The sequence below is a fragment of the Pseudoalteromonas luteoviolacea NCIMB 1944 genome (genome assembly GCF_001625565.1).
GTDB lineage: Bacteria > Pseudomonadota > Gammaproteobacteria > Enterobacterales > Alteromonadaceae > Pseudoalteromonas > Pseudoalteromonas luteoviolacea_F.
This window is the reverse complement of sequence record NZ_AUXS01000016.1, coordinates 456,628-481,488: the sequence shown is the minus strand read 5'-3', so window position 1 is coordinate 481,488 and position 24,861 is coordinate 456,628. Positions and strand designations below refer to the sequence as shown.

Sequence of the window (24,861 nt, the reverse complement as noted above, 5' to 3'; positions counted from 1 at the left end):
ATTACTTAAATGATTCAGAAATTGCTTGTTCAAGTACGTTGAGAGATAAAGGCGTATTACCTAAAGAGCCGACTTGGCATGCTGCCGCAAGACTGCCAAGATAGAATGCTTCCCAAGGAGATGCATTTACAGACAGCGCTAAGGCACTTGCCGCTAAAAAGCAATCGCCAGCACCGGCTGGATCGATGGCGCTGCGGTTTAAGGCCGGTAATCTGTCATTTTCCCAACTGTTATGCTTATGATCTGGCACGTGAATAAAGATCCCTTCATCACCTAATGTGATAACAAGGTTTTTAGGGCTTGCTCTATTTGTCAGTTTGTTGGCGAGGATCACTAAGCCATCATCTGGGTTATTTAGTGCAACACGTGTTTCTCTTTCAGTTGGGGTGATAAGGTCCATATTATGATAGCGAGAAATATCTCCCACTTGTGAAGATGTTTGGCTGTCTGCCACCACGTTTATGCCATGTTGGTGACACAAGGCTGCAATGGATTCCACCAAGGGCTGCGGTAAAACACCGTAATTAAAATCAGAAAACACCAGTAAATCGACGGAGGAGATCACATCGGTTATTTTTTCGAGAATATCTCTTTGTAGCTCTTTGGCAATTTTGTGCTGTCGTACTTGGTTGACCCTCAGTAACGTTTTATTTGATGCACGATAGCGGGTTTTAAGTGGTGTCGGTCGAGTTGAATCCACAAACAATTGTGCGTCTACTTGATACTTTAAAACCTTTTCTTTGGTGTATTCACCCGCGTCATCATTGCCAATTACAGAGAATAAAGAGACCGACTTGGCGCCTAGTGCTTTAATGTGTCCGGCGGTGATAGCAGCACCGCCTAAAAACTTTTCAGTTTTATTCGGTGTCATCACAATTGTCGGGTCCTCTTGAGACATGCCGACAGCTGTACCCTGAATATATTCGTCGACAATGACTTCGCCAATGACCAATACATTCAATTGTTTAACTTGGTTTAGTGTACTGGCAATGCTGGAGGGCAAGATACTATGACGTTTGGCATATTCTTGCACCTCAGAAAAGTCGAGGTTACTGGCGACACGGTTATTTTTTTTGATGTACTGCTCAGCATTACTTTCAAACTCACCAGAACCAAAAATTAATTTACCGCCATAGACTTTGAGGGCATCAAGTTCTGGGTTTTCCCGGCATTCAAACTCTTTACCTTTGACCACAGCATAGGGTTGAAGTCGTTCTACAATTTTTTCGGCTGTATCGCCAGTTAAAAATGCATGGTCGACGCACTCTAGTGAGTTAACCAACTCTAGACGATGTTGTTCACTGACCCGGCTTTTTACCGCCATTGCATTGTCCGTGTTCACCGCGACTACTAATTGGTCACCACATGCTTTTGCAAAGCTTAAAAGCCGAATATGCCCCGGGTGCAATACGTCAAAATTACCCTGTACCAATACACACTTTTTCGAAGTGGCTATTTGCACCATGAACTCAACCCTTTTTGAATACAGGTCTCAACATTTGTAAAGTCAAAACCATCAAAGATAGAGGAATTGATCATGGTCGTATTGAGAGGCCTTTTACCTGAGCTATCAAGTTCGGAAAACTTAATATCTGTGATACTAGCTGAGTCAATATGCAACGATTTAGCAAGCATATTTGTTAAATCTAATCGGCTAAAAACTTGAGGATTACAAAAGTTATAGGTGCCTTTGTATTGACCTTTAATTAGGTGCTCAATTGCAAACACAATATCTTGGACTGCTGTGGGGTTAAATATCAGATCTGAAGCTGCTTTTACTTCGTTGCCCGATTGCAATTGGCCGACAATGTCATTCAATATGGTGCCATCTTTTCCAGCTTGGCCGATAATTTTCGCAAGTCTTACGATGCAACAATTGCCATGGGTGATCGTCATCAACCTTGCTTCAAGAGCACGCTTTTGCACTCCATACTCAGATACTGGTGCTTCCATATTATCGTCTGTATAAGCACCTGCACGACCAGGAAAGACGTTGTCTGATGAAACAAACACGACCGGTATTTGCCTGTCCGTCAGTGATTGAATAAGTCGCTCTGTCGCACTGACATTAATTTCAAAGCTGGCTTGCGGGTTTGCGTTGATGTAGCCAATATTTGTCAGTGAGGCACAGATAATTGCAACATAGCCGCGATCTTGTTGCAGATTTAAAGTCTCTATATTGCCATTGACCAAATCAAACTCGACTAGCCCCGTTTTCGGGTTTTGGCCAAAAGTACCAATTGTATTTGGATCTTGAGCGTGAAAATGCTCGAATAGATGTCCGCCGAGTAGTCCGCTGGCGCCAAAAATAATCGGTGTTAATTGCTGAGCTTTTTCCATATATCCTCTGCTAATTCAATATCAACCAAAGCCTCTTTGGCACTGATCAAGTTATTGATATTTCCGTTTTGAACACTGTCTATAAATGTAGCTGCTTGATTTTTAAATGCCCAAGACCACTCTACCTGAAAATGGGTGCGCTGAGATACTTCGGCATTTTGTTGCAGCTCAATAGTGGCAGGTACATTGCGCAATAAGGCTGGTGGCAATGTGACTATCAATTGACCTTGTTCGAATATAAATGTGCACCTTTCTTGCCAGTCCTTTTGCTCAACTTCTCCGGTTTCCAGCACTACTAGCTGCTCATTTGCCCGCATAACGCAGACATGTGCTAAAGGCGAAAGGGTATTGAAGTACTCGACGGATGGCTTGGTGCCTAAAAAGTGACGAACGAAGTTCAATAAATGCGAATGGACATTGACATAACGAGCAAATAGCGACTTGTTGTTGTCGCTTAAAAAGCTCGGTGCAAAATTTGCCTCACTGACCATATCTGGTCTGGCCTCATCACCATGGATATAGCCTGCCGCTTTGCAGTAGCTATTCCCCATATAACATTGTGCGCTAACTTGTAAAAGCTTACCGAGTGTATTTTTAACCATCAGCTCATCAAATATGCTTTTGGCTTTTATAACCCCAGCATCACAGCGTTTCATGTAACCCACACAATAGACTAACTGGTGTTGCTCTGCGAGCTGAACTAGAGCGCTCGCTATCTCACTGTTGCCAGCCATAGGCTTTTCACTGAAGACATGCTTGCCAGCCAACAAACAGTCTCGCACTACGTCTGCCGTATGAGCGCGTGCAGTGACAACAACAACCGCATCAATTTGTTCATCTGCCAGTAGCTCTTTATGTGAGCCATAGCGGTTTTCTATGCCGAATTTGTCGGCAACTTGATTCAGTAAGTTAGGGCGCAGATCTGCGATTGCATGCAGCTCGCAATTGTCCAGTTGCGCATAATTTTCAAGATGCGCAATTTGTCCAATAAAGCCTGCACCAATAAAGCCTAAACGAATTTTACGCGATGAAGTTGGCATAATTATCTTTATTAATTAATTGAACGGTTGGCGTTAATGTTAAAAATTGGCCACCATTTTGAAGATAGTCTTCATGCTTACGGACAATCGCTTTGGCATGTATCCAAGCTAAAATAACGGTCAACTCAGGCTGCGTTTCATTAATGGTTTGAGTCGGCTTAACTTGGATTAGATCACCCGGTGTGAAAAGCCCCACTTTTTGTTTGTGATCGTCGTAAACCTCACTAACATCTGAGCCAATTTCGTATTGTGTTAATAACATTGGACCACTGCGTGCCGCACCATAACCTGCTACAACACCGCCTTTGTCTAACGTATTTTGGACGGTTTCACGTACTTGTTGTTTCATTGCGTCAAAGCGAGATACAAATTGTTCCATCGTTGCCAATTCGTGCAGCATTGCCTTGTCTTCAGCTTCTACCATAGCTGCTACAGACGGCTTGATTTCGCGAGGGCCATTTTTGTGCTGGGCAAAGCCAATGATTGATCCGCCCTGAATTGAGACATGCTCTACGTCAAATACTTCTAACCCCTGTGCAGCTAAGAATGCAATCATAGGTTTTAATGAGTGATTGCATAAATGCTCATGGAAGATAGTACCGATAAGCATTTTATCAATGATATCTTTTAGATATGATACTTCAAAAACAAACAGTCCATCTTTATCTAAAACTTTCACAATACCTTTAAGCAAATCAATCATTTCATCTGCGTGCGCAAAGACATTAAATGCAGTTACGAGATCTGCCTGTCCGTACTCGGATTGGATCTGTTGGCCGCGGGCTTCAGTCATTAGATCTGCAATTGTTTCAACGCCTTCACTGGTTGCTTTGGCGGCGATCTCGGTTGCTGGATCTATGCCGAGAACCTTAAATCCTTGCGACTTGAAGCATTTCAAAAATGTACCGTCATTGCTGCCAACATCGATCACAAACTTTTTATTAAACGGACCAAAATTACCAAGTATTTGTTGTGAAACGTCATTAAAATGGTCAATAATCCCCTGAGTTTGACCAGAGTGATAGGTGTAATCTGCCCATAAATATTCAGGGTCAATCACATCTAAAATTTGCACATGACCACAGTTATTGCACATATATAGATCTACGGGGAATAGCGGAGTTTTTACACCTTTAGGGTCAGAGACATATTTTTCTGCAATTGGGGTTGGTGCAAATGGGATCGCCAATGGAATGTCCGTACTCAGGCACAAACGACAATTGTTTCGGTGTTGGTAATGACGGTTGCTTTCTTGTTCTAAACACTGATTCATATTAATTCTCTTACATTTCTTTGCTAAGGTGATCCAGAAAGTAATTTTCGACTTTGATGATTGCGGCAAAAATAGCTTTGGCTGTATCAGTGGTATAATTTTCATTCAAATAAATATTGAATGATCGATCTCTGGCAGATTGGGCATTTGGGGTATGATGAAACTGGGTTAAATACGGTTTTGCCCATGGCCATTGTGAGATCACAAATCTGTAATGTGGATTTAGCTCGACACCTTCGCCAAGCAGCGCATCGCAAAACTGCGTTTTAGTGACGCCGAGATCTTCTAAATAAACGGTCAAGAAAAAGGGTGAAGTTCCCTCGATAAATGGAGGAACAGTACAAAATTTTGACTGTTGCATCATATCAGTTAAGGCTTTGCAGAAGTCAGCGCGATCGCGAATGGTATCGTCTAGTCGCTGCAAAGAAGCGATGCCGATGGCACATGACAACTCATTGGTGTTCCAGTTGAGTGCTGGAAATAAATAGCCTTCAGCATTGCGCTCTTGATACTCAGGATTCTCAAAGTCTTTACCGCGATCGCCATAAGATAGGCACTTGTAGTGCAGTTTTTGATCCAGTGTAAATACCAACCCACCGCTGCCACCTGAAGCCAAGCTTTTGCGGTACATGGTGGAAAGTGCACAAATATCACCAAAAGTACCTAATTTTTTGCCATTGACCTCTGCACCTGGTGATTGTGAGCAGTCTTCTATGAGCTTAATGCCTCTTGCTTTGGCATTTTTGGCGATGGTTTCGATGTCAGCGTTAATGCCCGCACAATGCACGAGCAGAATGGCACTGGTTTCTGGTGTTAGTACCTTTTCAATTTGTGTCCAGTTGGTGTTTAAACTGTTCGTTGCTGTGTCGGCTAACGACACTTTAAAACCTTGCAAAACAGCTGCATTGAATGAGCCTGGATCCGTGATAGGGGACATCACAATATGACTATTTTTTGGCAGTTCTAGAGCGGCAATTGCGACATATAATGCCGCCGTTCCCGTAGCCACGGCAGTCGTATAGCCACCTCCCATATACTGGTTAAATTTTTCACAATATTCGTGTTCAAATTTACCAAAGTAACCTGGGTCAACGCTTTCACCAGAATAAAATTCAACAGCGTTATTGAGTGCGGTAATTTCATTTTGGCCAAATGCGACACGTTTTGGCATTGCAGATTGTATGGCTGGCTCTCCACCAAATATTGCAAGTTTACTCATTACTTTCCATTTCTTTAAATTGTGAAATTAACTGATTGTAGAGCGAATTAATTGCCGCTTCTGATTGATAATGTACTAGTGATTCGACGTCGTTTTCTTTGTTATAAGGTCCGTGAAACACTTCGTGAAATACGACCCACTCACTCAGTGCGATAGGCAAATGCCATGTTCCACCTTCAAGGCGAAATAAAAACCGCGCATTAGGTGCCAGCACATTAAGCTGTGTCACTTGTCCGCTTTGGTCAAACACACTCATGCCAATTTTCCCTTCAACAATATGAATGGACTCAGATTTGTAGTTTGGGTGGCGGTGCGGTGCAAATCGACTGTCTCTGTGCATGACTAAAAGCATCTCTTGCACGCCAGCCTGATTGTCGTGGTGCAGGCAAAATCGCGCACATTTTTGAGGGTGAGTGTGAGCAACCTCTTTGAGATGTGCAATACCAGCTTGGTCAAAAGCAATGGTATTTTGGTCATTGAAAAACACGTTAGTCATGTACAAAATCTTTTTCAAAAGCGTTGAAAGCTGCGGTTATATTCTCGTAATTCTCCTCACCCCAAAAAACACGTTGATTATCATGGTGTCTAAATTCAGGTTGCTGTTCGAAAAAGAATCCGCCTTTCTCCACTGTGACTTTACTGGTCGAGAAATGTTCTTCATTAAATGTTCTAAATACAATAGATGGACAAGGCTTAATAAAGTAAAACATGTACGCCGGGCCAGTGGGGATCGAAAAGTTGAGAAATGCTCTCTGATACAGTGCGACTCTAACCGTTAGGTCCATTGATGCAAGTGGGAATTGCTCTATATGTGATAGTGACTCAGCGATTGGTGTCGTCGCTTGGTATGTATCTCTAATAATAATTGGATAGTATTTGTCAGTATCGAGCTCTGCCAAAAATTTTGACCAACCATCGGCTGAACTATTACGCTGCTCATGCATGTTGTATTCGCGCATGGTGATCGTAATAATTTGTTTGTCAGCACAGTGGTGTTGAATGTAGTTGTCGACCAATCTTTTTGCTGTCGCAGGCGCTTCTAAATGGGCAACATCAACCCCTTTTTGCGTTTGTGCGATGATTTCTGGATAGCCCATCTGTGGCTGAGTATGTTGCAAAGAAAAGTTGCTTGGAAATACGTGTGCGGATTCACCAAGTATACCGCTTAATTCTTCCCTCGCGTTTAAATAGCTGATCCCGGTTGTAGACTTGATACATTGAAAGAGTGGATTCAGGATGTGGTTCACTCGCCAATTTACGTCGTCTTCAGCATGAACTGCATGTAATCGAATACTCTGTTGAAAGTTTCGTTTTGGTACAACAATAAAATGAATATGCTTTTTACCTAGCTCAATGCGTTTGGCCTCAGCCAATACGGCAAAGTTTGTTGCGTCAAATGTTGCGATGGAACTGCCTAAATCATAGATGGCATATAGGATATCTTCTTTTTGACAAGGGGAAATAAGAAAGTCGCACGCACTTTCTATTTGGTTGTTCACCATATGGAAAAAGAAAATCTGCTCAATGTGAAAGCCAATTGATAGCAGGGATGCAACAATATCATCAACAAAAATAGAGCAAATAATGACATTGCGGTCTCTATGCTGTGTAAGCTGCTCCAGTGAAAGCACTGGCTGCTCTTCGAAAGCACCACTGCCATCGGTTGTAGCAATAATATTATCGCCATCTAAGTTGTTATAAAGGAGGTCAGTGACTCCGTTGATGCCATATAAAATGACATTGTTCAAATGGGTATTCATAAACAAACACGTTTCTTATATTCTTGAAAAACAAGGTCAAATTGTTGGTTTTGTTCTTCGGGTATGCTTTTTCTACTCAGCGGTGAATTGATATCGACTTCGTTGCAAGCTTGGTTGTTATCCAAATACTGTGCAAAGTTTGCCAAAAGGTCACACTCCATGTCATAGGCGCGAGCGCATAGATCATCATAGCTGTCACTTGCTATCACAGGTACTTCCAATCTTTTAAGTACACGTCCGGCATCAATATGTCGGTTAATTACATGCAAACTGATACCGACTGGTGCTTGATTCACAATAGACCATTTAAATGCATCAACACCTCTATTTTCAGGCAGAAGGCCAGGGTGGGCATTGATAATGGTATTGCCGTCAATAAAATGTTGAGGAATAATCTTGGCGATCACAGTAATAAAGTAATCGGGCTTTTGTGCGACGCTGTTTACCACAGAAGCTCCTGTTTCATCCCACCCTGGGACTTCAATATAGTCCACACCAGCTTTTTGACAGAACGATTTGATATCTAGTGGAATAATTTGATACGGACGCTCTTCAAAGGCGCGCGCTTGATGCGGCCTATGTTGAAATGGAAATGCAAAAAGTGAAACTTTATAAGATTTTGCCAAAAATTTTTGGATCATTTGATAGGTCTTCAAATGTCCTGTTTGGTAAGTAAAAATGCCAACATGCATTAGTTAATCCACCATTTTTATATTTATTTGTTGGGATTGCTGTTCCCTTTCATGCCGACAATTTTCACGCCAGTTGTTTAGCTTATGGATATCGTTATAGAAAGTATATTCTGTAGAGCGTCTGATCAAGACTTCTCCTATGACTTCTTCGGTGTAATCTGAAGAAGACCAGCGCTCGCATGATTTACAGAATGGCACTTTATCCCATTGACCTGTTTCATGGTAGTGTCTGATTTCGTTAAGTTTATCACCATTCCAAACACCCGATACACCGTCTTCCAGTACATTGCCGACGATCTGGTCTTTGAAACCATCAAGGCAGCAAAGTGATACATCGCCATCGGTATGAATTGGCATCGTCGAGTAAATTTCTGGACAGGGCTTACGTTGGCTATGATCTACTGACACATTAGGAAAAGTACCTTCTTCAAAGATCTCACCAATGCGAACAAAATCGACAATGTCGACCCAATAATCAACAAATTCATCAACCTGATGTAGGTTACAATCTTGCTTAGTCAAAGAAACCCCGATCCGCGGTAATGAGTGTTCGCCACGTAGCTCTAACAGAGTAAATAGATTATTTTTGATTTTATCTAGGTTCTTAATGCCTCGAACTTGTTCTAAGACATCCGGTGTCGTGGCATCAACACTCACAGTAATACTATCGACACCAATCTCAATGAGGGCTTTTGACATTTTTTTGTTCATCAATAAGCCATTTGTGTTCATGGATATATTCATATTTCTCATTTTCATACTTTTGAGATGAATGAGTATATCTTTGCTCATCAATGGCTCGCTCCACAGCGTGGGGCCAACAGCGGGTGCTGCAGGCATCGCTTCATCGAGAATTTTCTTGGCGTTTGCCAATGTCATGCTCTTTTTCAGCATCCCCTTTAATTCTGGTGCATCTGGTTGCCCGTGAACAATGCACATCGGACACTTCAAGTTACAATCAGTATACAGATCCATCAATAACCTAGGCGGTAAATGGGGCACCGGAATTTTTTTCTCACTCATAGAATTACCTTTGCGTGACTTTAATCAAAGCTCTGACGATTTTTTTATTGTCGAGATCGTCAATTGCCTCATTGATTTCGTCTAGCGTGTATTCCTTGCTGATCAGAGGCTCTAGGTTTAACCTTCCTTCAAAGTACATATCGGCAAAAAGCGGAATATCTTTATCAGGTTGAGCGCCACCTCCCCAACTTCCTCGGATCGACTTTCCGCGGTGGAATGCATGCGGCTCTAATTGTATTTTTAAGTCGTCACTTGGATGAGATGCAAATATACATTGGCCGCCGCCATCGCGAACGCTTTCAAAAGCCTGCTCAATCGTTTGTGTAGTGCCGCCAGCTTCCAAGCTGTAATCTACACCTTGTTGTTCAGTGAGACGGTATATTTCGGTGACAGGATCAACTTCTAAAGAGTTGATGCAATGTGTCGCACCAAGTTGTTTCGCAAGTGCCAGTTTATCTGGGTTTACATCAATGGCAATTAACTTGGTAGGCTGACTCAATTTCGCCGCTAGTAACGCACTTAGACCTATGCCTCCTAGGCCGAAAACAGCGATGGTCTTATTTGGAAGTGGTTTTAATTCATTAAATACCAATCCAAGTCCTGTTGGCAGAGCGCACCCCAATAGTACTGCGAGTTTTTCGGGAAAGCCCTCCGGTAGTTTTACCAAGCGGTTCTCAGCGACAATGGATTGTTCTGTCAGTGTGGTGGCACTGCCAGAGTTAATTAGGTAGTCTTCATGGGGGTATTTCCCCCCGGGTGCATCTAGTCCTTGGCCTTTGATCCAACCAATAATGACTTTGTCACCTACTGCTACCTTTGTGACACCTTCACCCACCTCGGTGACAAAACCTACGCCCTCATGACCAAGTAAGTGAGGTAAGTATTTGTCCTCGCCTCTGCCGCCTTTTACTTCCATCAATTGGGAGTGGCACAATCCACTGTAAAGGATCTCGACGCGTACTTGTCCGGCTGTGAGTGCGGGTACTTTAATATTTGAAATCAATTTTAAAGGTTTGCCGGTTTCAAAAAGCACGGCGGCTTTCATATGTTTTTTCATAGATATTTATCTAAAGTTTTAATCTTTTCAGGTATATGTGCAAAGTAGCGCATACTTTTTTCAAGCTGACTCTGTTTTTTTTGACTGAGCACATCATTGTTTATGTTCAAGCAAGAATTGTTCCATGAAAATCGCCTTCGCTGTTCAATGACAGGAATAAACTCGTTGAGCATGATCAAACACCACTTCATCAATGTTAGCTCGTAAATTGTGACAAATTCTTGCCTTCGTTGGCTTATTTGTGAAAATACAGCGCTTTGCAAAAAGCGCGTGATATTTTCCAAAGGGACTGGTATTGCAGGCTGAGCAAAAAAATCGCTTAACAGTTTCCAAACAGTGTCACGGCCAGCATACTCAAAATCGATAAAATATATATCAGAGGATGTTTCAATTGCATTGTGAAATCCAAAATCCGAAGGTGAGAGGATTGTTTTTTGCAACGGCTCATGCCAGCTAGGCTCAACAGTCTCTGCGATTTGCCGGGTGCGAGATGCAATGGCTTGAAGCAACGATTGTAACTGATGATTGTCATTTAAGCTCAGTTGAGCAAACCTCTCGAGTCGTTTGTCTATAATGTCAACAAACCCATATAAGGTCGCAGGGCTTTCGCTGGCCACTGGCAGAGATTCATCAAAGATTGCCGGAGTATTAATTACTTCGATAAAGGCTAAGGCTGCATCTATGTGACTCGCCGTTAATTTGGAAATTGTCTGGCCATCAATAAATGAGAATAACGATACCTTCAATTCCTCACTGTACGCAATGGGTTTACCAATATTGTGTATTTCAGCTTTGCATAAGTGGCTCGCAAAGGCGTATTCATTACGCAATTTAGACAGTGAGCGGCTATTGTGCGGTTCAAAGCACTTTAAAAAGAATTGCTCCGTTCCTGAACTGACACGAAAACCTTGATTGTTTGCGCCCCCATTAATCGGGGTAAGCAAAACCTGCTCGTTGTTGACTACTTCCTGTAGCCATTTGAGGATACTGGTCTCAATCATACAATGAGTGCTGGAATTTGTGTCCATGCTTGGGCTTGCAAATGAGGTGATTGACTCACTTTATCGGGTGAGAATAGGATGCCTTTGCACGCAGCGGGAAAATGTTTGTGTAGTAGTATGCTTTCTAAGTCATCAATAAAGAAGTCACATGCTAACGATTCAATTAACATGACCTTCTTATCTTTGGTTTCATTAAAAAAAACCTGTTCCGGATCAAAAGGGGCATTGGGGCAATTGACAAAACCATGTGTTTCAAGCCACCCTTTGGCCGCATCGTGAAAATTGACTTTATCACCAATGATAGGGTACTTGGTTTTGTGTGATATTAATTTTAGTTGATGCCCTTGTGCCTTTAACGCTTTTAAATGGGTGAGGCTCTCAGGGTAAGGCTTGGCATTTGAAATTTCTTTTCCGTAGACAATGCCTTGTAGCTCGGTCCATTTTTTTTCGTTGTCTTGTGAAATGAAATACTGTTTCACCTCCTGTTTGGATTTCCCTGTCTGTTTTGGGATCCACCCGAGATCGAGCGCAACTTGGTAAAATACGCCAGTGTAGTTTGCTATTGTATTATCGAAATCAACGCCAATGATCATAAAACGCCTCGCTCGGTCAGGCTTTTTGAAATAGCGTCGAGCGTTAGCCCTGCTTTTTCTCTTGCATCGTCAGGGCTGTGCACTTGGTCAATAAAATGATCAGGGATCCCGAATCGATGCACCGCTATTTGGTGATTTTGATCGTTAAAATATTCTAGTACCGCGCTGCCCATACCCCCATTTACATTGTGCTCCTCAAGTGTGATCACATGCTTAAAGCGGCTCATACAGCCATTCAAATATTCTTTATCGAGCGGTTTTACTGTATGTAAGCTGACCAGCTCTGGTGAAAGCCCACACTCAGCCAATTTGCCATAAAGCGCTTGTCCTAATGGCATAATCGTACCAGTTGCTATGATCGCGATTTGTTCACCTTGATGCATGACATGTGCTTTGCCAAATTTCAATTCTGGGCGACTTGGGTGAACCTGTGGCTCGTTCTTTTTACCTATCCTAAAATAGCAGGGTTTATTAAGCGCAATTAGCTGTGGCATTAATATTTCAAGTTCGTCCGCATCTGCAGGGCAGACTATATTCATATTGGGAAGCGAACGCATTAAGGCAATATCTTCAAACGAATGATGGGTTGGTCCCAAATTAGCGTATGACAAACCAGAACCGGTGCCAACGATAATGACAGGCTGATTTTGATAAGCGATATCTATTTTTATTTGTTCAAAGTTTCTGGCAGTGGTAAAAGGAGTAATTGTATAAATAAAAGGTTTGTGCCCCATCATGGCACTGCCAGCTGCCATAGAAGCCATATTCGCTTCGGCAATACCCGCATTTATAGCTCTGTCGGCGGCAAATTCTTTTAGCGGATTGAACAGACGGTTGCCAATATCAGCGTAATACAATAAGAGTCGGCTGTCTTGTTTTGCAAGTTCCGTTAATACTTTGGCGAATGCATTTCTCATCAGACTGATAACTCCTGCTTTGCTTTCTCTACTTCTTCTGCTTTGGGGATCCGATAGTGCCAGTTATTGTCATTTTCCATAAAGGAAATCCCTTTACCTTTCACCGTATCGGCGATAATACAGGTCGGTTTATCGTGCTTGCCTGCTTCTGCAAGAGCGCTGATCAGCGCCGCTATATCATGGCCATCAACTCGAATTGTGTGCCACCCGAAAGCCGACCATTTGTCTTCTAATGGCTCTAAGTGCATGATCTCACAACTTTCACCCGTACCTTGAAGTTTGTTGAAGTCGACAATGGCAACAAGGTTGCTCAATTTTTTCCCCCCGGCAAACATCGCGGCTTCCCAGATAGTTCCTTCGTTCAGTTCACCGTCACCAAGTAGTGTGAAAAAGCGATTTTCTTTCCCACTTAGACGGGTGCTCAGAGCCATACCTGCAGCCAGAGAAAGTGCGTGGCCCAATGAGCCTGATACGGTTTCGACACCGGCAGGCGCGTGAATGCCTGGGTGTTCTTCAAATTGACTATTGGTTTGACCATGCTGATATAGAGACTCTATAGAAAAATAACCTCGATAGGCCAGAGTGGTGTACAACGCACTGGCTGCATGGCCTTTGCCGAGCAAAAAATAATCTCTATCAGGCATTGTCGGTGCCTTTGGATCTATATTCATGATCTCCCAATATAGAGCTACCAAGATATCAACACACGATAGGCAGCTCCCAAGGTGGGGCGTTTTTGTCTTGCTAGAAACATCACACAGTGTATGTCTAATTTGTGATGCGGTTTCGGTGTACTTCATTATATCATTACCTTCGCGCGTAACTTACCTTGCTCTTCAAGTTGGTGTTGCAGGTTGCCATCCAGTACTAAGACAACTTGTTCTTCTATGTGGGTATCAGGAGTTACACTCTCCACAGGGATGCCCCAGAGCTTATCATCTTGGTTGGTGGTAAGAATACGCGTTACATTTTTATTTAACAGCGCTGACGACTTGCACAGCGTATCTAAGTCTTGAGTATTGCCAATCACGCATATGCTTTCGGATTGTAATGCGGCTATCTGTGATATCTTGTCTTTCATCGGATCTGACAAATACGATTCAAGATTTTTCAATTTATGCGCTGTAATAGTCTCTGCGGTGATGGTAGGAAAAGCAATCATCATGCCTCTGAGAACATAACCAGCGAGCTTGTCACACTGCACTGCATCAACATATTTTGAGATGATTGGCAGCTTATCTTCAATGTATTTTTTTGCCTGTTCACTGCTCATTTTCTTTAGACGTGACGGATAGATATCAATCAGAATATCGAGTGTTGTTCTAAAGAAAGCTAATACTTCTCTAAGCTGCTCATCACAAAATGAGTTTAAAAACTTATTAATAACGAAGTTGGGCGTATTTGGCATGTTAACGTGCATTAAATCTTTAACGTCATGGTTAAAGCCCTCGTAATCTCTGAGCTCATCCATAACGATTTCAAATGAAGGGAAATAATGCATGTGCTCGACAGAATTGCTTTCGATCATGGAGTCGATAGCAAGCCTTAGCTTAGCTTTATCAATATTGCTATTTAATAGCCAATTAGTGGCTGCCGTTTTATCTAAATCTAAAATTTCGTTAATGCCAGTAGACAAGTTTGCATTCATCAACCAACCGTACCTCTGTGGAGATACAGTGAGAATAACCTGACAAGATGCATTGAACGCTTTCAATTGCTTTAAGCATGAAGTTAGGTCACCGAGTACTTCTTCATACGGGCTCTTAATGACTTCATATAAATCGGTTGGTAATCCACCACCATGGCATAGTGTCAGGCCTGAAGTTTTCAGTTTTTGATAGGTAGCATTGCCCAAAGTAAGTACAATAAAGTCAGCCTTTTCAATACGCTGCTTCATTTGTTGATTAGAGTTTTTTAGAAACGAACAAAATGACTCAAGGCTTTGGCCGGGCTCTGATACATACCGTGTCGCAACAGATTTAAACTTGCCATCCTCCAGTGGGACGACATAATCTTCTAAATCTTTTGCTGAAGAAGAAAGCTGCTCAAAATATTGTTTAATCGAATTTGGTGAGTAGTGAAAGCTCTCTTCTTCAGAAAAATAAGTGTCAAACCCTAGCCGCCAGAGCCCTCTACTCACTGAGGAGGCAAAACAACTGCCAAACGTGACAAAGCTTTTGTCTAAGTTGTCAATGAGGTTGTAATGAGGCAACGCTAAGTTAAGGCGCTCATGACTTGGGATATTTCCAAGGAGTAAGTTTTGCATGGTCATTCTCCTGCTAGGTATTTGTTGAGTGCGTATTTAAGGTATAAACCAATAAAAATCGCCAGTGTAGCCGTTGTCTAGGAAAAATTGTTTCCAATCATCAACATGCATGATAGTTTTGGCAGTCAAGGCCCACTCGAGCATGCGCTCTTTTTCTTCATCATTGCGATAGGCATCTACAGTGATGAAGGATTTTCCACGACTCACACGTTCAATTTCCTTTAACGCAAGCGCACATTCTTGCTCATCTAAGTTGTGGATGGTGTTAATTGACATCACAACGTCAAAACTGTTGTCGTCAAACGGCAGTGATTTTGCATTTCCTTGAGTCAGGATATCCTTCACTTCTTCTTTGGCATTTTCGAGTGCATACTCAGAAATGTCTATACCATGTAGTTTTATCCCTGGGATAAGTTGCTGTAAGTCGTACAACATAAAGCCTTTGGCACAGCCAACATCCAGTAAGCTGGTTTGCTCGCTCAATCCAAAATGTGCTTTTAAGTCAGGAACAACCGGTTGCCAAAAGCGAGAAAAGTAGCTAAAACCACCATAGCCATAAGTGCGGTCGCCATCAAAAAAGTCTTTGCCGTATTGCCTTGCAATTTCCCTGTCAGCTTCGGTGATCACATTCGCTCTGCCCTTAGTGTCTCGTTTTGACTTTGGGTAGTTTTTCAATAGGTCTATTTCTTGTCCTAGCATAGAGTTCTCACGGTTTATGAATATATGAATCTGGTAGTTGTTTTAAATCGTCAAGGTGTTTTTGAACCCACGCAATTGTGCGCTCTAGTCCATTTTCTAACGATACTTGATCTTGCCAATTTAACTCGTCACGTAGTTTTCTTGCATCAAGCAAATATGCAGCATCTTTGCCGAGGCGGTCTTCTGTAACTTCACAAACTTGTTCAAATGGCACTTGTAGCATGTCACAAAGTAGCTCAACCAGCGCTCTAATAGAGATGGTTCGCTCGGTAGATATGTGATAGATATCACCAAGTTGGCCGTGTTGTGCAATGGCTTGGGTAGCACGAGAGACATCGTCAATATGGATGAAGGAGCGAGTCGAGTGTCCTCCACCATGGAGCGGAAGCACTTTACCTAACAAGGCAAATAAAATGGTGCGTGGAATGATGCGATAGAGCTGCTGACCTTCACCGTAAACGTTTGCCGCACGGGTATAAAGCACAGGAAACTGATGCACGTCAAAAAAGGTGTGTAAGCTCATATCCGCAGCAGCCCTTGAAACGGCATATGGCGTACTTGGATTGTAATTTCTATGCTCTGGTACTAGCCCTTCACAGCTGCCATATACTTCAGGAGTCGAGATATGAATATATCTGTCTAAGTGGTCAATATGTCTTAGTTGGTTGTGAAGCTGGATAGTAGAAACACAATTGGTCATGAACCAATGTTCAGGGTAATCCCAACTTTGTCCAACCATGCTTTGCGCTGCAAAATTGTATACGTGTTTGATCTTGTGCTTTTTGACCAGCGCAATAATTTCATCTAAGTGATGATTTAAATCAAGCTGATGAAAGTCCAGTGCGTCACGGTTTTTTTGCCAGCTGTAAGGCAGTAAGGCAGTATGTGGCTCTTCTGAGCGACTAGCGGCTATGACCTGATGCTCTTGAGAGAGCATATGGGCACAAAAAGAAGCGCCAGAGAAGGAATTGCTTCCCAGTACTAATATAGGAGAATTAGACATTTTTTAATTCCTGATAAAGCGCTTTCATCAATATATGGCCAATAATAACTTGTGTATCTTCTGAGATTTGCATGTCTTGAACATCAAAGTGAAATACTTGGTCTAACATGGGCTTAGCCTTACCCCCTTTGAAGCCAAGAATGCCGACAGTCGTCATCCCAATGGTCTGAGCTTGTGAGATAGCATTAATGATGTTCTGAGAGTTGCCACTACCCGATAAAACCAATAACAGGTCATTTGAACCTGCTTTGACTTTAAGTTGGTGACTGAATATGTTTTCGTAACCAATATCGTTACCAAGACATGTTAATACTGAACTATTGGCGGCAAGCGCTTCTACTTTAATGGCATTGCCTTGAGGGTTAATGCCAAAAGTGAAATCGTTAGCTAAGTGAATGGCATTGGCTGCTGAGCCCCCATTGCCACAAATAAATAAGGTGCCGTTTTGCCTTTTCATTTCCAGTAGACTGTCAACAAGTCGTGCTATTTGCTTTGTATCGAGTTGTTGTAACACGCAGCTAAGTGTATCGGTGTACGCTTGCGCTATGGATTCTGCAGGGTGTTGGACTGGCAGTTCAGAAACTGCACCTTGTTTATTGCTCATAGTACTTCTCGTTGCATCCACTTTAGGTTGTAAAAACGGTCTTGATCTTCCAACTCTCCATTTTCAAAAGCAGTGATCAATTCGCCGATGGCGGTGTTTACATCCTTTTTAGGTTTAAAACCGGTTGCCAATAGTTTGTCAGAGTTGATTCTGTAGCACCTAGGGTCATTGGAAGGCGTTACTTCTATTTCGCAATCCACTTTGCTTTGTACCATTTTGGCAATATCCATGATCGAGATATTTTCAAAACCAGCATTAAATATGCCAGAAGTTTTTTCTGGGTGCTCAAGCATATAGATATACAGGTCGGTAATATCATCAATGTGTATATTAGGACGAACTTGCGCACCACCAAACACAGTGATCTTCTTGTTTTTAAGCGCTTGCATTGTCAACATATTGACAGAGACATCAAGGCGCATACGCGCTGAGAGGCCACATACGGTTGCGGGCCTAACGATTTGTACTGCCATATCATCGGCATAGCTCAGTAGCACTCGTTCAGCAACCATTTTGGTCTTGTTGTATTCTGAAATAGGTTCAAGAGACAGGTCTTCAGTTACTTGCTCTTCATCTTTAACGCCGTATACACTGCCTGAAGAGGCATAAATAAACTGTTTGATGCCAGACTTTTTGGCTTTATCAGCGAGTTGCATAGTGGCCAATGCACTGACTTCCCAAGTTAATTTAGGGTTTAAGTCGCCACATGGGTCATTGGCGATAGAGGCCAAATGAATAATGCTATCGATACCAGCTAAATCAATTGAATGAGTGTCTCTCACATCACCTTTTACAACAGTAAGATTAGGGTGTGTAGGTAGGAAGTTGCCAAACCACTGTGTGTCTAAAGCGACGACACGATAGCCTTTATTTAAAAGCTTAGGTACTAAAACGGTGCCTTTGTAGCCTGTTGCACCAGTTACTAAAATCGTTTTCTCTTTCATGTTTTCTCTGCTCGGAATTACTGTATTACTCTGCTATTGCATAGAGCACGATCTCATTACAAAAATCGCCGTGTGCATGTAAGTAAAATTGATATTCGCTGTGGAGTTCTTCAATTAACTCAGCTATTTGCCATAAGTGTTCTGGATGGTGGTACACTGAAATTGCCAGGTTCGGCTTAAAATCGGTAATAATCTCAGATGCCCCTTTTAAGGCTTCAATTTCTGCGCCTTCCACATCCATTTTTATGTAGTTGGGTGCGAGTCCATAACAAACATCATCTATTTTTGCGACCTGCAGACTATTGCTCTGTGCGTTCGCATCTTCTGTTATTTTGCTTTGGTCTCCGCATGAGCTAAAGCTCAGGGTTGTATTTTTAGACCACACTCCGGCTTGCTGTGTAAAAACGCGAGGAAATACGCCGTTCTTTCCTCTGAGTCTAGTCATTAAATTTTGATAGTTTTTTGGGTCGGGTTCAAAACAAACGATACTGTCGAACTCAATATCATATTGCTGCGTAATGTTTGTGGCGAGCTGCAGCGTATCCCCGTTAAAGGCGCCACAATCAACCATTTTAAATGGCGATTGAACGAGGCCTTTCGACATTAGCTCTTTTGGAAAATATTGGGTTTCCCAATCATTTTCCAAATAGGTGTCATAATTTGGGTTTTGCCTAAATTTTCTGATCCGCTCTAAACACTGCTTGCTTTGAGCATTGGCAAGTTTACTGTGAAGGTTATCTAATTTGTCAACAAACTGAATTTCACTTTGCTGTAGTGCTTGCTTATGTGAAACGTCAAAAAAGGCGTCAAATATATATTTAAACCCTGTCATCACCTCATTTAAGTTATAACAGTTTTTAAAGCCTTTGAGTTCAAGTTGCTTTTTGACCACTTGGCTTAGGCAAGAAAGCGACACTAAAACTGGCGTTTCACTCGGCTCTACGGCATCAGGTTTATAAATTGGGACGCCTTTGTAGCTATCTTCAGTTGAGTATAAGTCAATGAAAAATAATACATTGTCACCCTGTTTAGACATGGCGTCGAAAATGGCCTTACCATTGCCACCCGCACCATAAATAATATATTCCATTGTTTCCCCTAAACAGTTTTTTGACTTACGTGTTTATTTATATCGGTAAGTTCAGGCTTTTCCTTTAATTGTTTTTTTAGCTCGAGATAGGAAAAATCAAGGTTATCGCCGAACTGAGCGTAAATTGCTTTAATTGCCGTATAGTCATCTGGTTCATCAAGCGTGAGACGCCAGTGATCCAAAGACTCTCCTTCGGCAAATGAGTACGTTGATATTGAGCAAAACTTTGCCATACCAAGTGTCACGTGTTCTCTATCGGGCGCGCTGGTGGCCAAGAGATGGGTCTTTTTCAATAATTGATATGAAAAAGCGGTGCAATCTAACCCTCTAGGGTATCCGCTGTGCGGTCCTAGGTTGACAACATCATATTGAGATTGACGATGCTTCTCTATCACTTGTCTCGTTAATTGAGGGTCAATGAGAGGGCAATCACTTGTCAGCCTCACTATGGTTGTATCGTCGGTGGCTCCAAATAGAGTCGCCGCTTCGTAATAACGCGATAACACATCTTCGGTGCTGCCTTGATAATATTTTATTTTATTCTTTTTACAGAGTTCGACAATGGGGGCTTCCGAACCGTCATTCGTGGTCGCAATAACGATGTGATCTTTAAACTCATTGAGCCTTTGCAGCATAACCTGCAAGACGGTTGAATTACACAATGGTAAGAGTACTTTTCCCGCTAAACGGGTTGACGTCATTCGCGCTTGAATGATGATTTGAACGTTTTCCATCGAAGTCGTTGTTATCATTATAATTGCGTTCAATATAGCAAATCATTACACTCAAATACAGAATAAAAAAGTGATTGTGTGCGTTGTATTTATTGGCGTTGGGTGCTTTTTGTACCAATGTTAATTGTCGGCGCGATATTTGCTTACACAGTTAAAGTTATATGCCAAAAAAAGAAGAGAGCATTGTGAATTTTAAATCTCAATTCCAAATTGCGGGCAGGGATGTTGGTCATGACTTTCCATGTTATATCATTGCCGAGATGTCTGCTAATCACGGTCAATCACTGACTAAAGCCAAAGAATTAGTATACGCGGCCAAAGAAGCTGGTGCCGATGCGATTAAACTGCAAACATATACAGCAGATACGCTTACGATGAACTGTAAGTTGCCGCACTTTGAAGCTACGGGTCCCTGGCAAGGTCAATATTTATACGACCTTTATCAAGGCGCTTATATGCCTTGGGATTTTCATGCTGAGCTATTTGAACTGGCAAATAAATTGGAGCTGACTTGTTTTTCCTCTCCATTTGATAAATCCGCAGTTGATTTACTCGAGCAATTTGATGCCCCGGCATATAAAATTGCTTCTCCAGAGCTTATCGATCATCAATTGATCCGAGATGTCGCGGCAACTAAAAAGCCCGTGATTATGTCAACGGGTGGGGCGACCCTCACTGAAATTGCAGAAGCGGTTAAAGTAGCCCATGATGCGGGAATTGAGGAGTTAGCCTTGATGAAGTGCACAAGCACCTATCCCGCCCCTGCCGAGTCAATTAATTTGCGGACCATGCCGCACCTGCGCGAAGCGTTTGGCTGTCCTGTTGGTTTGTCGGATCATACGCTCGGAAATGATGTGCCTTTGGCATCGGTGGCCGTGGGAGCGTGTATGATTGAAAAGCACTTCGTATTAGATAAAAAAGACAACACTGCTGATAGCTTTTTTTCGATGACGCCTGATGAGTTAAAAGCTTTGGTCCACGGTGTGCGACAAATAGAAAAAGCCATGGGGACGGTTCATTATCCGAGTGAAGCATCTAAAGCCCGTCGCTGTGTTTATATTGTCAAAGATATTCAGGCCAACGAAGTTTTGACCGCGGAACATTTAAGACAAATGCGTCCTGGTGGTGGAGAAATTATGCCTAAAGAGTTACCTAACTTGATAGGACGCCGAGTTAATAAGCCGTTGATATGCGGCACGCAGTTACGTTGGGAGGACATGCTGTAATGGTTACAAAAGAAGCATTACTAGAGTACATTCAGCAATTTATGGAAGAGCGTGGCGTTTTGTTAAGCACTTCAGAGCTGGAAAGTTACAACTTTATTTCCGAAGGTGCCCTAGATTCATTTGAGATCCTCTCTTTAACAATGGGGCTTGAGGCACATTTCTCGATTGTGGTATCGCCTTCATTACTGTTAGATGAAAATAATGCCATTGTTGGTAATCTAGTAACTGCAATGCTGGAACAGGCATGATAGCTTTTCGGGTTGATACACAGTGTGGTATGGGCCACTTTATGCGTATGAAGTGGCTCGCTGTAGCGCTTGAAGGTAGAGGCGCTAAGACAGTGTTTCTTATTGATGAAAACGCAGCTGTTGGTGAGTTTATGGCGCCGCTGCAAGCGAAAATTGTCTGGGTGCCTAAGTTTCAAAACTGCCGAGAGGATGCTGAATTTTGCCTATCCTATTTAGACGCTCAAGCTATGAATATTCAATGGGTCGTTTTGGATGGCTATGGCTTTGATGTGACATGGGAGGACGAGGCCCGACAGCACGGTGTTCAGCTCATGAGTATGGATGATTTAGGCCGCGAACATCACGCAGATCTGGTTGTTGATATGAAATGGGCAGGTAAGGATACTCACTCAAGATATGAGAACTTGGTGGCACCGGGTACAGACTGTTTGCTAGGACCTGAATTTGCCATTCTTGCTCCTGAATATCAGGAAAATGAAAGCTTAGAGCAAAGGCCGGATACCATTACTTTCTCATTGGGTGGCGGCGGAGATTGGACTCAGCTAACAGAGGTTATTGAACAACTTTTCCTTTGTGGTGAACAAACATGCAATATATTGGCTGTGATAGGGCCAAAAGCGCTGAATACCGAAAAGTTACGCCAACTAGAGAATCAATTCGACAATTTAGTACTAGTCGATGCGCCTAAGAGTTTGGCATCTATTTACAGAAAAACGGGGTTATTTGTCGGTGCGCTTGGTACATCTTTGTACGAATTAGCTGTGACGAAAACACCTGCGCTGACTTTCTCGCTTGCTGTAAACCAACATAACGAGATTGAAAATTTGCAAGATCTTGGACACTATTACCACGTTCCGGATCTGCTAGATTACCCAGTCAGTAATGTGTATAAGCTTATTATTACGTTATTTGAACATCGCAGTACCATTGCAGCGCAGCGCAGGCACCCTAGTGTTCATGTCGATGGCTTGGGCCAAGAACGCATCGCAGATACCTTGCTAGGGACACCAGTGAAGCAACGCAAACAGCTACAACCTGAGTCTAGCAATGCAGTTGAGGTTGTTTCAGAGCTGTCTGATTCGCTTCACGTGCGCAAAGTTACAAATAATGATGTAAATGGTTATTTGCGAGCACGCAATCGCAGTGAAAATATGTGGCGTATGACGATAACAGATACCATTAAAGAAGTTGATCACTATGCATGGTGGTTTAACAATAATCGTCATTCGTATGTGTTAGAAAAAGACAACAAACCGCTCATTTATGTGTGGCATCAGGTGTATCGAGATAACCAGCAAGATTACCTCTTTGGTGGATGGTTTGCCGCCAGCAATGACGTTAATTTTGTGCACGCACAACTTATTCTAAATTGGCAGCTAGAATACTGCGCAGCGCAGCACCCAGAGGCGGTGTGGCTGGCTGTGATCAACAAAGACAATAAATTTGTAAATTTGTTGAACCAAAAGGAAGGTTTTGTAGCTTTGACGCCAGAATCTCAAGAGTTTTCCGTCACGCAAAGGTTATTTCCTCAAGCATCAGAAGATGAGTTTAATTATGTCGCAAAATTCCCAGCGAGTAGAGCTTAATATGGACGGTATATATCCAATCTTTAAACGCCGTGTTTTAGCGGCGCCAGACAAAACTGCTGTGATTTTTAAGCATACATATTTAACATATAGAGACTTGGACCAAAAAGTTTGCCAGTTGGCGGCATACTTTGAGCATATTGGGCTAAATTCAGGCCATCGAATTGCTCTGTTTGCGCCCAACGGGATTGAGTATCCAGTCGTCTTATTAGCCGCCGCAAAAATTGGCTTGGCGGTTGTACCTTTACCGATCAGCCTCAAAGGGACAGCCCTTGAGGTCGCACTTAAAAAAACACCAGTTGCAGCTGTCTTGTCTTGGCCCAGTATCAGTAAAATCTTGCTTGAAAAAGATCTCATAGAAAAAGATAAGCTGATTAGCTTTGAGAAAAGCGTTGCCGGAGAGATTACTTGGCAAGAAGTCTTTGAACGCCAAACACCATTAAGCCCCTCTACGCAGAAGTTACCCCAACAAGTGGATGTAAATGCGCCGTTTATATTAACAATGACTTCAGGTTCAACCGGAACACCGAAGCCCATTGTGCTTAGCCAATACTGTAAAATCATGCGTGCTATTGAAGCGACTCAGAATTACTATGGCTTGGATGAGAATGACAAAGTATTGGTTGCGACACCACTGTATCATTCTTTGGCTCAAAGAGGCGTGCTTATGCCCTTAATGCTTGGCGCAACAACGGTAATTATGGCTAAATTTGCCTTGCAGGGCTGGCTGGATGCGATTGAAACGCATCGTATTAGTTTTTTGTTTGCGGTTTCTGCACAGTTAGAGAGCTTTCTCGCCTATCAAGGGCCGGTTTTTAACTTGAGCTCGTTGCGCTGCCTAGTCTCTTCGTCCGCAGTGCTAAATGCTGAATCGAAACGTGCATTACTAAGCAGATTACAATGTGCATTTCACGAGTGTTATGGGGCTTCTGAAGTGGGAGTAGTGACCGACTTTTGTGTGTCAGATTCTCCAGAAAAAAATGGTAGTGTTGGGCGTCCTTTGCCATTTGTTAACGTTAAAATATGTTCAGAAGTTGGTCAGCCTGTTCAGCAAGGTGTGGTGGGGGAGATTGCCTGTAAAACGCTTACAGGTTTCAGCGGTTATCATAAAATGCCGGATGCCACAGAAGCTGCCTACGATAAAGAAGGGTATTTTTATACTGGTGATTTAGGCTATCTCGATGAGTCGGGGTATTTGTACTATGTAGGGCGGAAAAAAGAGGTAATTTCCAGTGGCGGTATCAATATATTCCCCCAAGATATTGAAGCTGTGATCAAGCGCCATCCTGATGTTATCGATTGTGTCGCATTTGGTGTAGATGAGCCACAGCTAGGTGAAATCATTAAAGTAGTCTACGAGCAGCAAGGTGAAGCGTCGATAGATAGAGCATTGCGGTTAATGTGCTTACAGGAGCTGACAGATTATCAGCAGCCGAGAACGTTTGTACGTCTAAGTGAACTCCCTAGGAATCAAATGGGTAAAGTGCTCAGAAATGATGTTAAACTGCAAAATCAATAACGAAGTGAAGGGCTAGCCCTTCACTTA

Annotated in this window: 25 protein-coding genes; 4 read left to right on the top strand and 21 right to left on the bottom strand. The window is 42.5% G+C overall.

Features of this window, described 5'->3' with window-relative positions; all coding sequences use genetic code 11:
• Position 1: 1 nt before the first annotated feature.
• From N483_RS06955 to N483_RS06855, 21 genes are read right to left on the bottom strand one after another with little or no spacing between them, the layout of a single operon-like run.
• The gene (locus N483_RS06955; RefSeq protein WP_023401765.1) at positions 2–1,465 is read right to left on the bottom strand and encodes a PfkB family carbohydrate kinase; all 1,464 of its coding nucleotides are present in this window, start codon (positions 1,463–1,465) and stop codon (positions 2–4) included.
• On the bottom strand, positions 1,453–2,340 hold the full coding sequence (locus tag N483_RS06950; RefSeq protein ID WP_023401766.1) for a sugar nucleotide-binding protein: 888 nt from the start codon (positions 2,338–2,340) through the stop codon (positions 1,453–1,455). Before N483_RS06950 ends, N483_RS06955 begins: the two co-directional genes overlap by 13 nt.
• Complete coding sequence (locus N483_RS06945; protein WP_023401767.1) at positions 2,319–3,380, bottom strand: Gfo/Idh/MocA family protein; 1,062 nt, start codon at positions 3,378–3,380, stop codon at positions 2,319–2,321. The genes N483_RS06950 and N483_RS06945 overlap by 22 nt, the downstream gene beginning before the upstream one ends.
• The gene (locus N483_RS06940) at positions 3,361–4,653 is read right to left on the bottom strand and encodes a class I SAM-dependent methyltransferase (protein WP_023401768.1); all 1,293 of its coding nucleotides are present in this window, start codon (positions 4,651–4,653) and stop codon (positions 3,361–3,363) included. The genes N483_RS06945 and N483_RS06940 overlap by 20 nt, the downstream gene beginning before the upstream one ends.
• Before the next feature lie 10 nt (positions 4,654–4,663).
• A complete protein-coding gene (locus tag N483_RS06935) occupies positions 4,664–5,872 on the bottom strand; it encodes a DegT/DnrJ/EryC1/StrS family aminotransferase (protein WP_023401769.1) in 1,209 nt (402 codons plus the stop codon).
• A complete protein-coding gene (locus tag N483_RS06930; RefSeq protein WP_023401770.1) occupies positions 5,865–6,368 on the bottom strand; it encodes a WbuC family cupin fold metalloprotein in 504 nt (167 codons plus the stop codon). Before N483_RS06930 ends, N483_RS06935 begins: the two co-directional genes overlap by 8 nt.
• The gene (locus tag N483_RS06925) at positions 6,361–7,632 is read right to left on the bottom strand and encodes a hypothetical protein (RefSeq protein WP_023401771.1); all 1,272 of its coding nucleotides are present in this window, start codon (positions 7,630–7,632) and stop codon (positions 6,361–6,363) included. Before N483_RS06925 ends, N483_RS06930 begins: the two co-directional genes overlap by 8 nt.
• Entirely contained in the window at positions 7,629–8,273 is a 645-nt protein-coding gene (locus tag N483_RS06920; RefSeq protein ID WP_231105426.1) for a formyltransferase family protein, read from the bottom strand. Before N483_RS06920 ends, N483_RS06925 begins: the two co-directional genes overlap by 4 nt.
• A gap of 54 nt (positions 8,274–8,327) precedes the next feature.
• On the bottom strand, positions 8,328–9,347 hold the full coding sequence (locus N483_RS06915; protein WP_023401773.1) for a radical SAM/SPASM domain-containing protein: 1,020 nt from the start codon (positions 9,345–9,347) through the stop codon (positions 8,328–8,330).
• 4 nt (positions 9,348–9,351) lie between these two features.
• A complete protein-coding gene (locus tag N483_RS06910) occupies positions 9,352–10,404 on the bottom strand; it encodes a zinc-binding dehydrogenase (protein ID WP_023401774.1) in 1,053 nt (350 codons plus the stop codon).
• Positions 10,401–11,405: an aminoglycoside phosphotransferase family protein gene (locus tag N483_RS06905; protein WP_023401775.1), complete on the bottom strand. Its 1,005-nt coding sequence runs from the start codon at positions 11,403–11,405 to the stop codon at positions 10,401–10,403. The genes N483_RS06910 and N483_RS06905 overlap by 4 nt, the downstream gene beginning before the upstream one ends.
• Positions 11,402–11,998, bottom strand: a complete 597-nt coding sequence (locus tag N483_RS06900) for a hypothetical protein (protein WP_023401776.1) — start codon at positions 11,996–11,998, stop codon at positions 11,402–11,404. Before N483_RS06900 ends, N483_RS06905 begins: the two co-directional genes overlap by 4 nt.
• Complete coding sequence (locus N483_RS06895) at positions 11,995–12,915, bottom strand: transketolase family protein (protein ID WP_023401777.1); 921 nt, start codon at positions 12,913–12,915, stop codon at positions 11,995–11,997. Before N483_RS06895 ends, N483_RS06900 begins: the two co-directional genes overlap by 4 nt.
• Positions 12,915–13,715, bottom strand: coding sequence for a transketolase (locus N483_RS06890; protein WP_023401778.1), 801 nt, complete (start codon positions 13,713–13,715; stop codon positions 12,915–12,917). The genes N483_RS06895 and N483_RS06890 overlap by 1 nt, the downstream gene beginning before the upstream one ends.
• The gene (locus N483_RS06885; RefSeq protein WP_023401779.1) at positions 13,715–15,181 is read right to left on the bottom strand and encodes a GSCFA domain-containing protein; all 1,467 of its coding nucleotides are present in this window, start codon (positions 15,179–15,181) and stop codon (positions 13,715–13,717) included. Before N483_RS06885 ends, N483_RS06890 begins: the two co-directional genes overlap by 1 nt.
• A 36-nt stretch (positions 15,182–15,217) precedes the next feature.
• Positions 15,218–15,880, bottom strand: coding sequence for a class I SAM-dependent methyltransferase (locus N483_RS06880; protein WP_023401780.1), 663 nt, complete (start codon positions 15,878–15,880; stop codon positions 15,218–15,220).
• A 7-nt stretch (positions 15,881–15,887) separates the two neighbouring features.
• Positions 15,888–16,883, bottom strand: coding sequence for a GDP-mannose 4,6-dehydratase (locus tag N483_RS06875; RefSeq protein WP_023401781.1), 996 nt, complete (start codon positions 16,881–16,883; stop codon positions 15,888–15,890).
• On the bottom strand, positions 16,876–17,487 hold the full coding sequence (locus N483_RS06870; RefSeq protein ID WP_023401782.1) for an SIS domain-containing protein: 612 nt from the start codon (positions 17,485–17,487) through the stop codon (positions 16,876–16,878). The genes N483_RS06875 and N483_RS06870 overlap by 8 nt, the downstream gene beginning before the upstream one ends.
• Positions 17,484–18,431 (bottom strand): NAD-dependent epimerase/dehydratase family protein, encoded by a 948-nt coding sequence (locus tag N483_RS06865; RefSeq protein ID WP_023401783.1) that lies wholly within the window; start codon positions 18,429–18,431, stop codon positions 17,484–17,486. Before N483_RS06865 ends, N483_RS06870 begins: the two co-directional genes overlap by 4 nt.
• Positions 18,432–18,456: 25 nt before the next feature.
• Positions 18,457–19,521: an FkbM family methyltransferase gene (locus N483_RS06860; protein ID WP_023401784.1), complete on the bottom strand. Its 1,065-nt coding sequence runs from the start codon at positions 19,519–19,521 to the stop codon at positions 18,457–18,459.
• An 8-nt stretch (positions 19,522–19,529) separates the two neighbouring features.
• Positions 19,530–20,273, bottom strand: coding sequence for a cytidylyltransferase domain-containing protein (locus tag N483_RS06855; RefSeq protein ID WP_023401785.1), 744 nt, complete (start codon positions 20,271–20,273; stop codon positions 19,530–19,532).
• 167 nt (positions 20,274–20,440) lie between these two features.
• Between N483_RS06855 and pseI the strand changes: the two genes are divergently transcribed.
• Genes pseI through N483_RS06835 form a run of 4 tightly spaced genes read left to right on the top strand, consistent with a single transcriptional unit; the run spans position 20,441 to position 24,834 of the window.
• Positions 20,441–21,481 (top strand): pseudaminic acid synthase, encoded by a 1,041-nt coding sequence (gene pseI / locus N483_RS06850; RefSeq protein ID WP_036977356.1) that lies wholly within the window; start codon positions 20,441–20,443, stop codon positions 21,479–21,481.
• Positions 21,481–21,729, top strand: coding sequence for a hypothetical protein (locus N483_RS06845; RefSeq protein WP_023401787.1), 249 nt, complete (start codon positions 21,481–21,483; stop codon positions 21,727–21,729). The genes pseI and N483_RS06845 overlap by 1 nt, the downstream gene beginning before the upstream one ends.
• On the top strand, positions 21,726–23,315 hold the full coding sequence (locus N483_RS06840; RefSeq protein ID WP_023401788.1) for a PseG/SpsG family protein: 1,590 nt from the start codon (positions 21,726–21,728) through the stop codon (positions 23,313–23,315). The genes N483_RS06845 and N483_RS06840 overlap by 4 nt, the downstream gene beginning before the upstream one ends.
• Positions 23,284–24,834 (top strand): class I adenylate-forming enzyme family protein, encoded by a 1,551-nt coding sequence (locus N483_RS06835; protein WP_023401789.1) that lies wholly within the window; start codon positions 23,284–23,286, stop codon positions 24,832–24,834. Before N483_RS06840 ends, N483_RS06835 begins: the two co-directional genes overlap by 32 nt.
• Positions 24,835–24,861 lie beyond the last annotated feature (27 nt).

Bases quoted from the DNA above. Each gene is read 5' to 3' on its own strand.
- N483_RS06955 (WP_023401765.1), bottom strand. From the start codon at position 1,465: ATGGTGCAAATAGCCACTTCGAAAAAGTGTGTATTGGTACAGGGTAAT.
- N483_RS06950 (WP_023401766.1), bottom strand. From the start codon at position 2,340: ATGGAAAAAGCTCAGCAATTAACACCGATTATTTTTGGCGCCAGCGGA.
- N483_RS06945 (WP_023401767.1), bottom strand. From the start codon at position 3,380: ATGCCAACTTCATCGCGTAAAATTCGTTTAGGCTTTATTGGTGCAGGC.
- N483_RS06940 (WP_023401768.1), bottom strand. From the start codon at position 4,653: ATGAATCAGTGTTTAGAACAAGAAAGCAACCGTCATTACCAACACCGA.
- N483_RS06935 (WP_023401769.1), bottom strand. From the start codon at position 5,872: ATGAGTAAACTTGCAATATTTGGTGGAGAGCCAGCCATACAATCTGCA.
- N483_RS06930 (WP_023401770.1), bottom strand. From the start codon at position 6,368: ATGACTAACGTGTTTTTCAATGACCAAAATACCATTGCTTTTGACCAA.
- N483_RS06925 (WP_023401771.1), bottom strand. From the start codon at position 7,632: ATGAATACCCATTTGAACAATGTCATTTTATATGGCATCAACGGAGTC.
- N483_RS06920 (WP_231105426.1), bottom strand. From the start codon at position 8,273: ATGATCCAAAAATTTTTGGCAAAATCTTATAAAGTTTCACTTTTTGCA.
- N483_RS06915 (WP_023401773.1), bottom strand. From the start codon at position 9,347: ATGAGTGAGAAAAAAATTCCGGTGCCCCATTTACCGCCTAGGTTATTG.
- N483_RS06910 (WP_023401774.1), bottom strand. From the start codon at position 10,404: ATGAAAAAACATATGAAAGCCGCCGTGCTTTTTGAAACCGGCAAACCT.
- N483_RS06905 (WP_023401775.1), bottom strand. From the start codon at position 11,405: ATGATTGAGACCAGTATCCTCAAATGGCTACAGGAAGTAGTCAACAAC.
- N483_RS06900 (WP_023401776.1), bottom strand. From the start codon at position 11,998: ATGATCATTGGCGTTGATTTCGATAATACAATAGCAAACTACACTGGC.
- N483_RS06895 (WP_023401777.1), bottom strand. From the start codon at position 12,915: ATGAGAAATGCATTCGCCAAAGTATTAACGGAACTTGCAAAACAAGAC.
- N483_RS06890 (WP_023401778.1), bottom strand. From the start codon at position 13,715: ATGAAGTACACCGAAACCGCATCACAAATTAGACATACACTGTGTGAT.
- N483_RS06885 (WP_023401779.1), bottom strand. From the start codon at position 15,181: ATGCAAAACTTACTCCTTGGAAATATCCCAAGTCATGAGCGCCTTAAC.
- N483_RS06880 (WP_023401780.1), bottom strand. From the start codon at position 15,880: ATGCTAGGACAAGAAATAGACCTATTGAAAAACTACCCAAAGTCAAAA.
- N483_RS06875 (WP_023401781.1), bottom strand. From the start codon at position 16,883: ATGTCTAATTCTCCTATATTAGTACTGGGAAGCAATTCCTTCTCTGGC.
- N483_RS06870 (WP_023401782.1), bottom strand. From the start codon at position 17,487: ATGAGCAATAAACAAGGTGCAGTTTCTGAACTGCCAGTCCAACACCCT.
- N483_RS06865 (WP_023401783.1), bottom strand. From the start codon at position 18,431: ATGAAAGAGAAAACGATTTTAGTAACTGGTGCAACAGGCTACAAAGGC.
- N483_RS06860 (WP_023401784.1), bottom strand. From the start codon at position 19,521: ATGGAATATATTATTTATGGTGCGGGTGGCAATGGTAAGGCCATTTTC.
- N483_RS06855 (WP_023401785.1), bottom strand. From the start codon at position 20,273: ATGATAACAACGACTTCGATGGAAAACGTTCAAATCATCATTCAAGCG.
- N483_RS06845 (WP_023401787.1), top strand. From the start codon at position 21,481: ATGGTTACAAAAGAAGCATTACTAGAGTACATTCAGCAATTTATGGAA.
- N483_RS06840 (WP_023401788.1), top strand. From the start codon at position 21,726: ATGATAGCTTTTCGGGTTGATACACAGTGTGGTATGGGCCACTTTATG.
- N483_RS06835 (WP_023401789.1), top strand. From the start codon at position 23,284: ATGTCGCAAAATTCCCAGCGAGTAGAGCTTAATATGGACGGTATATAT.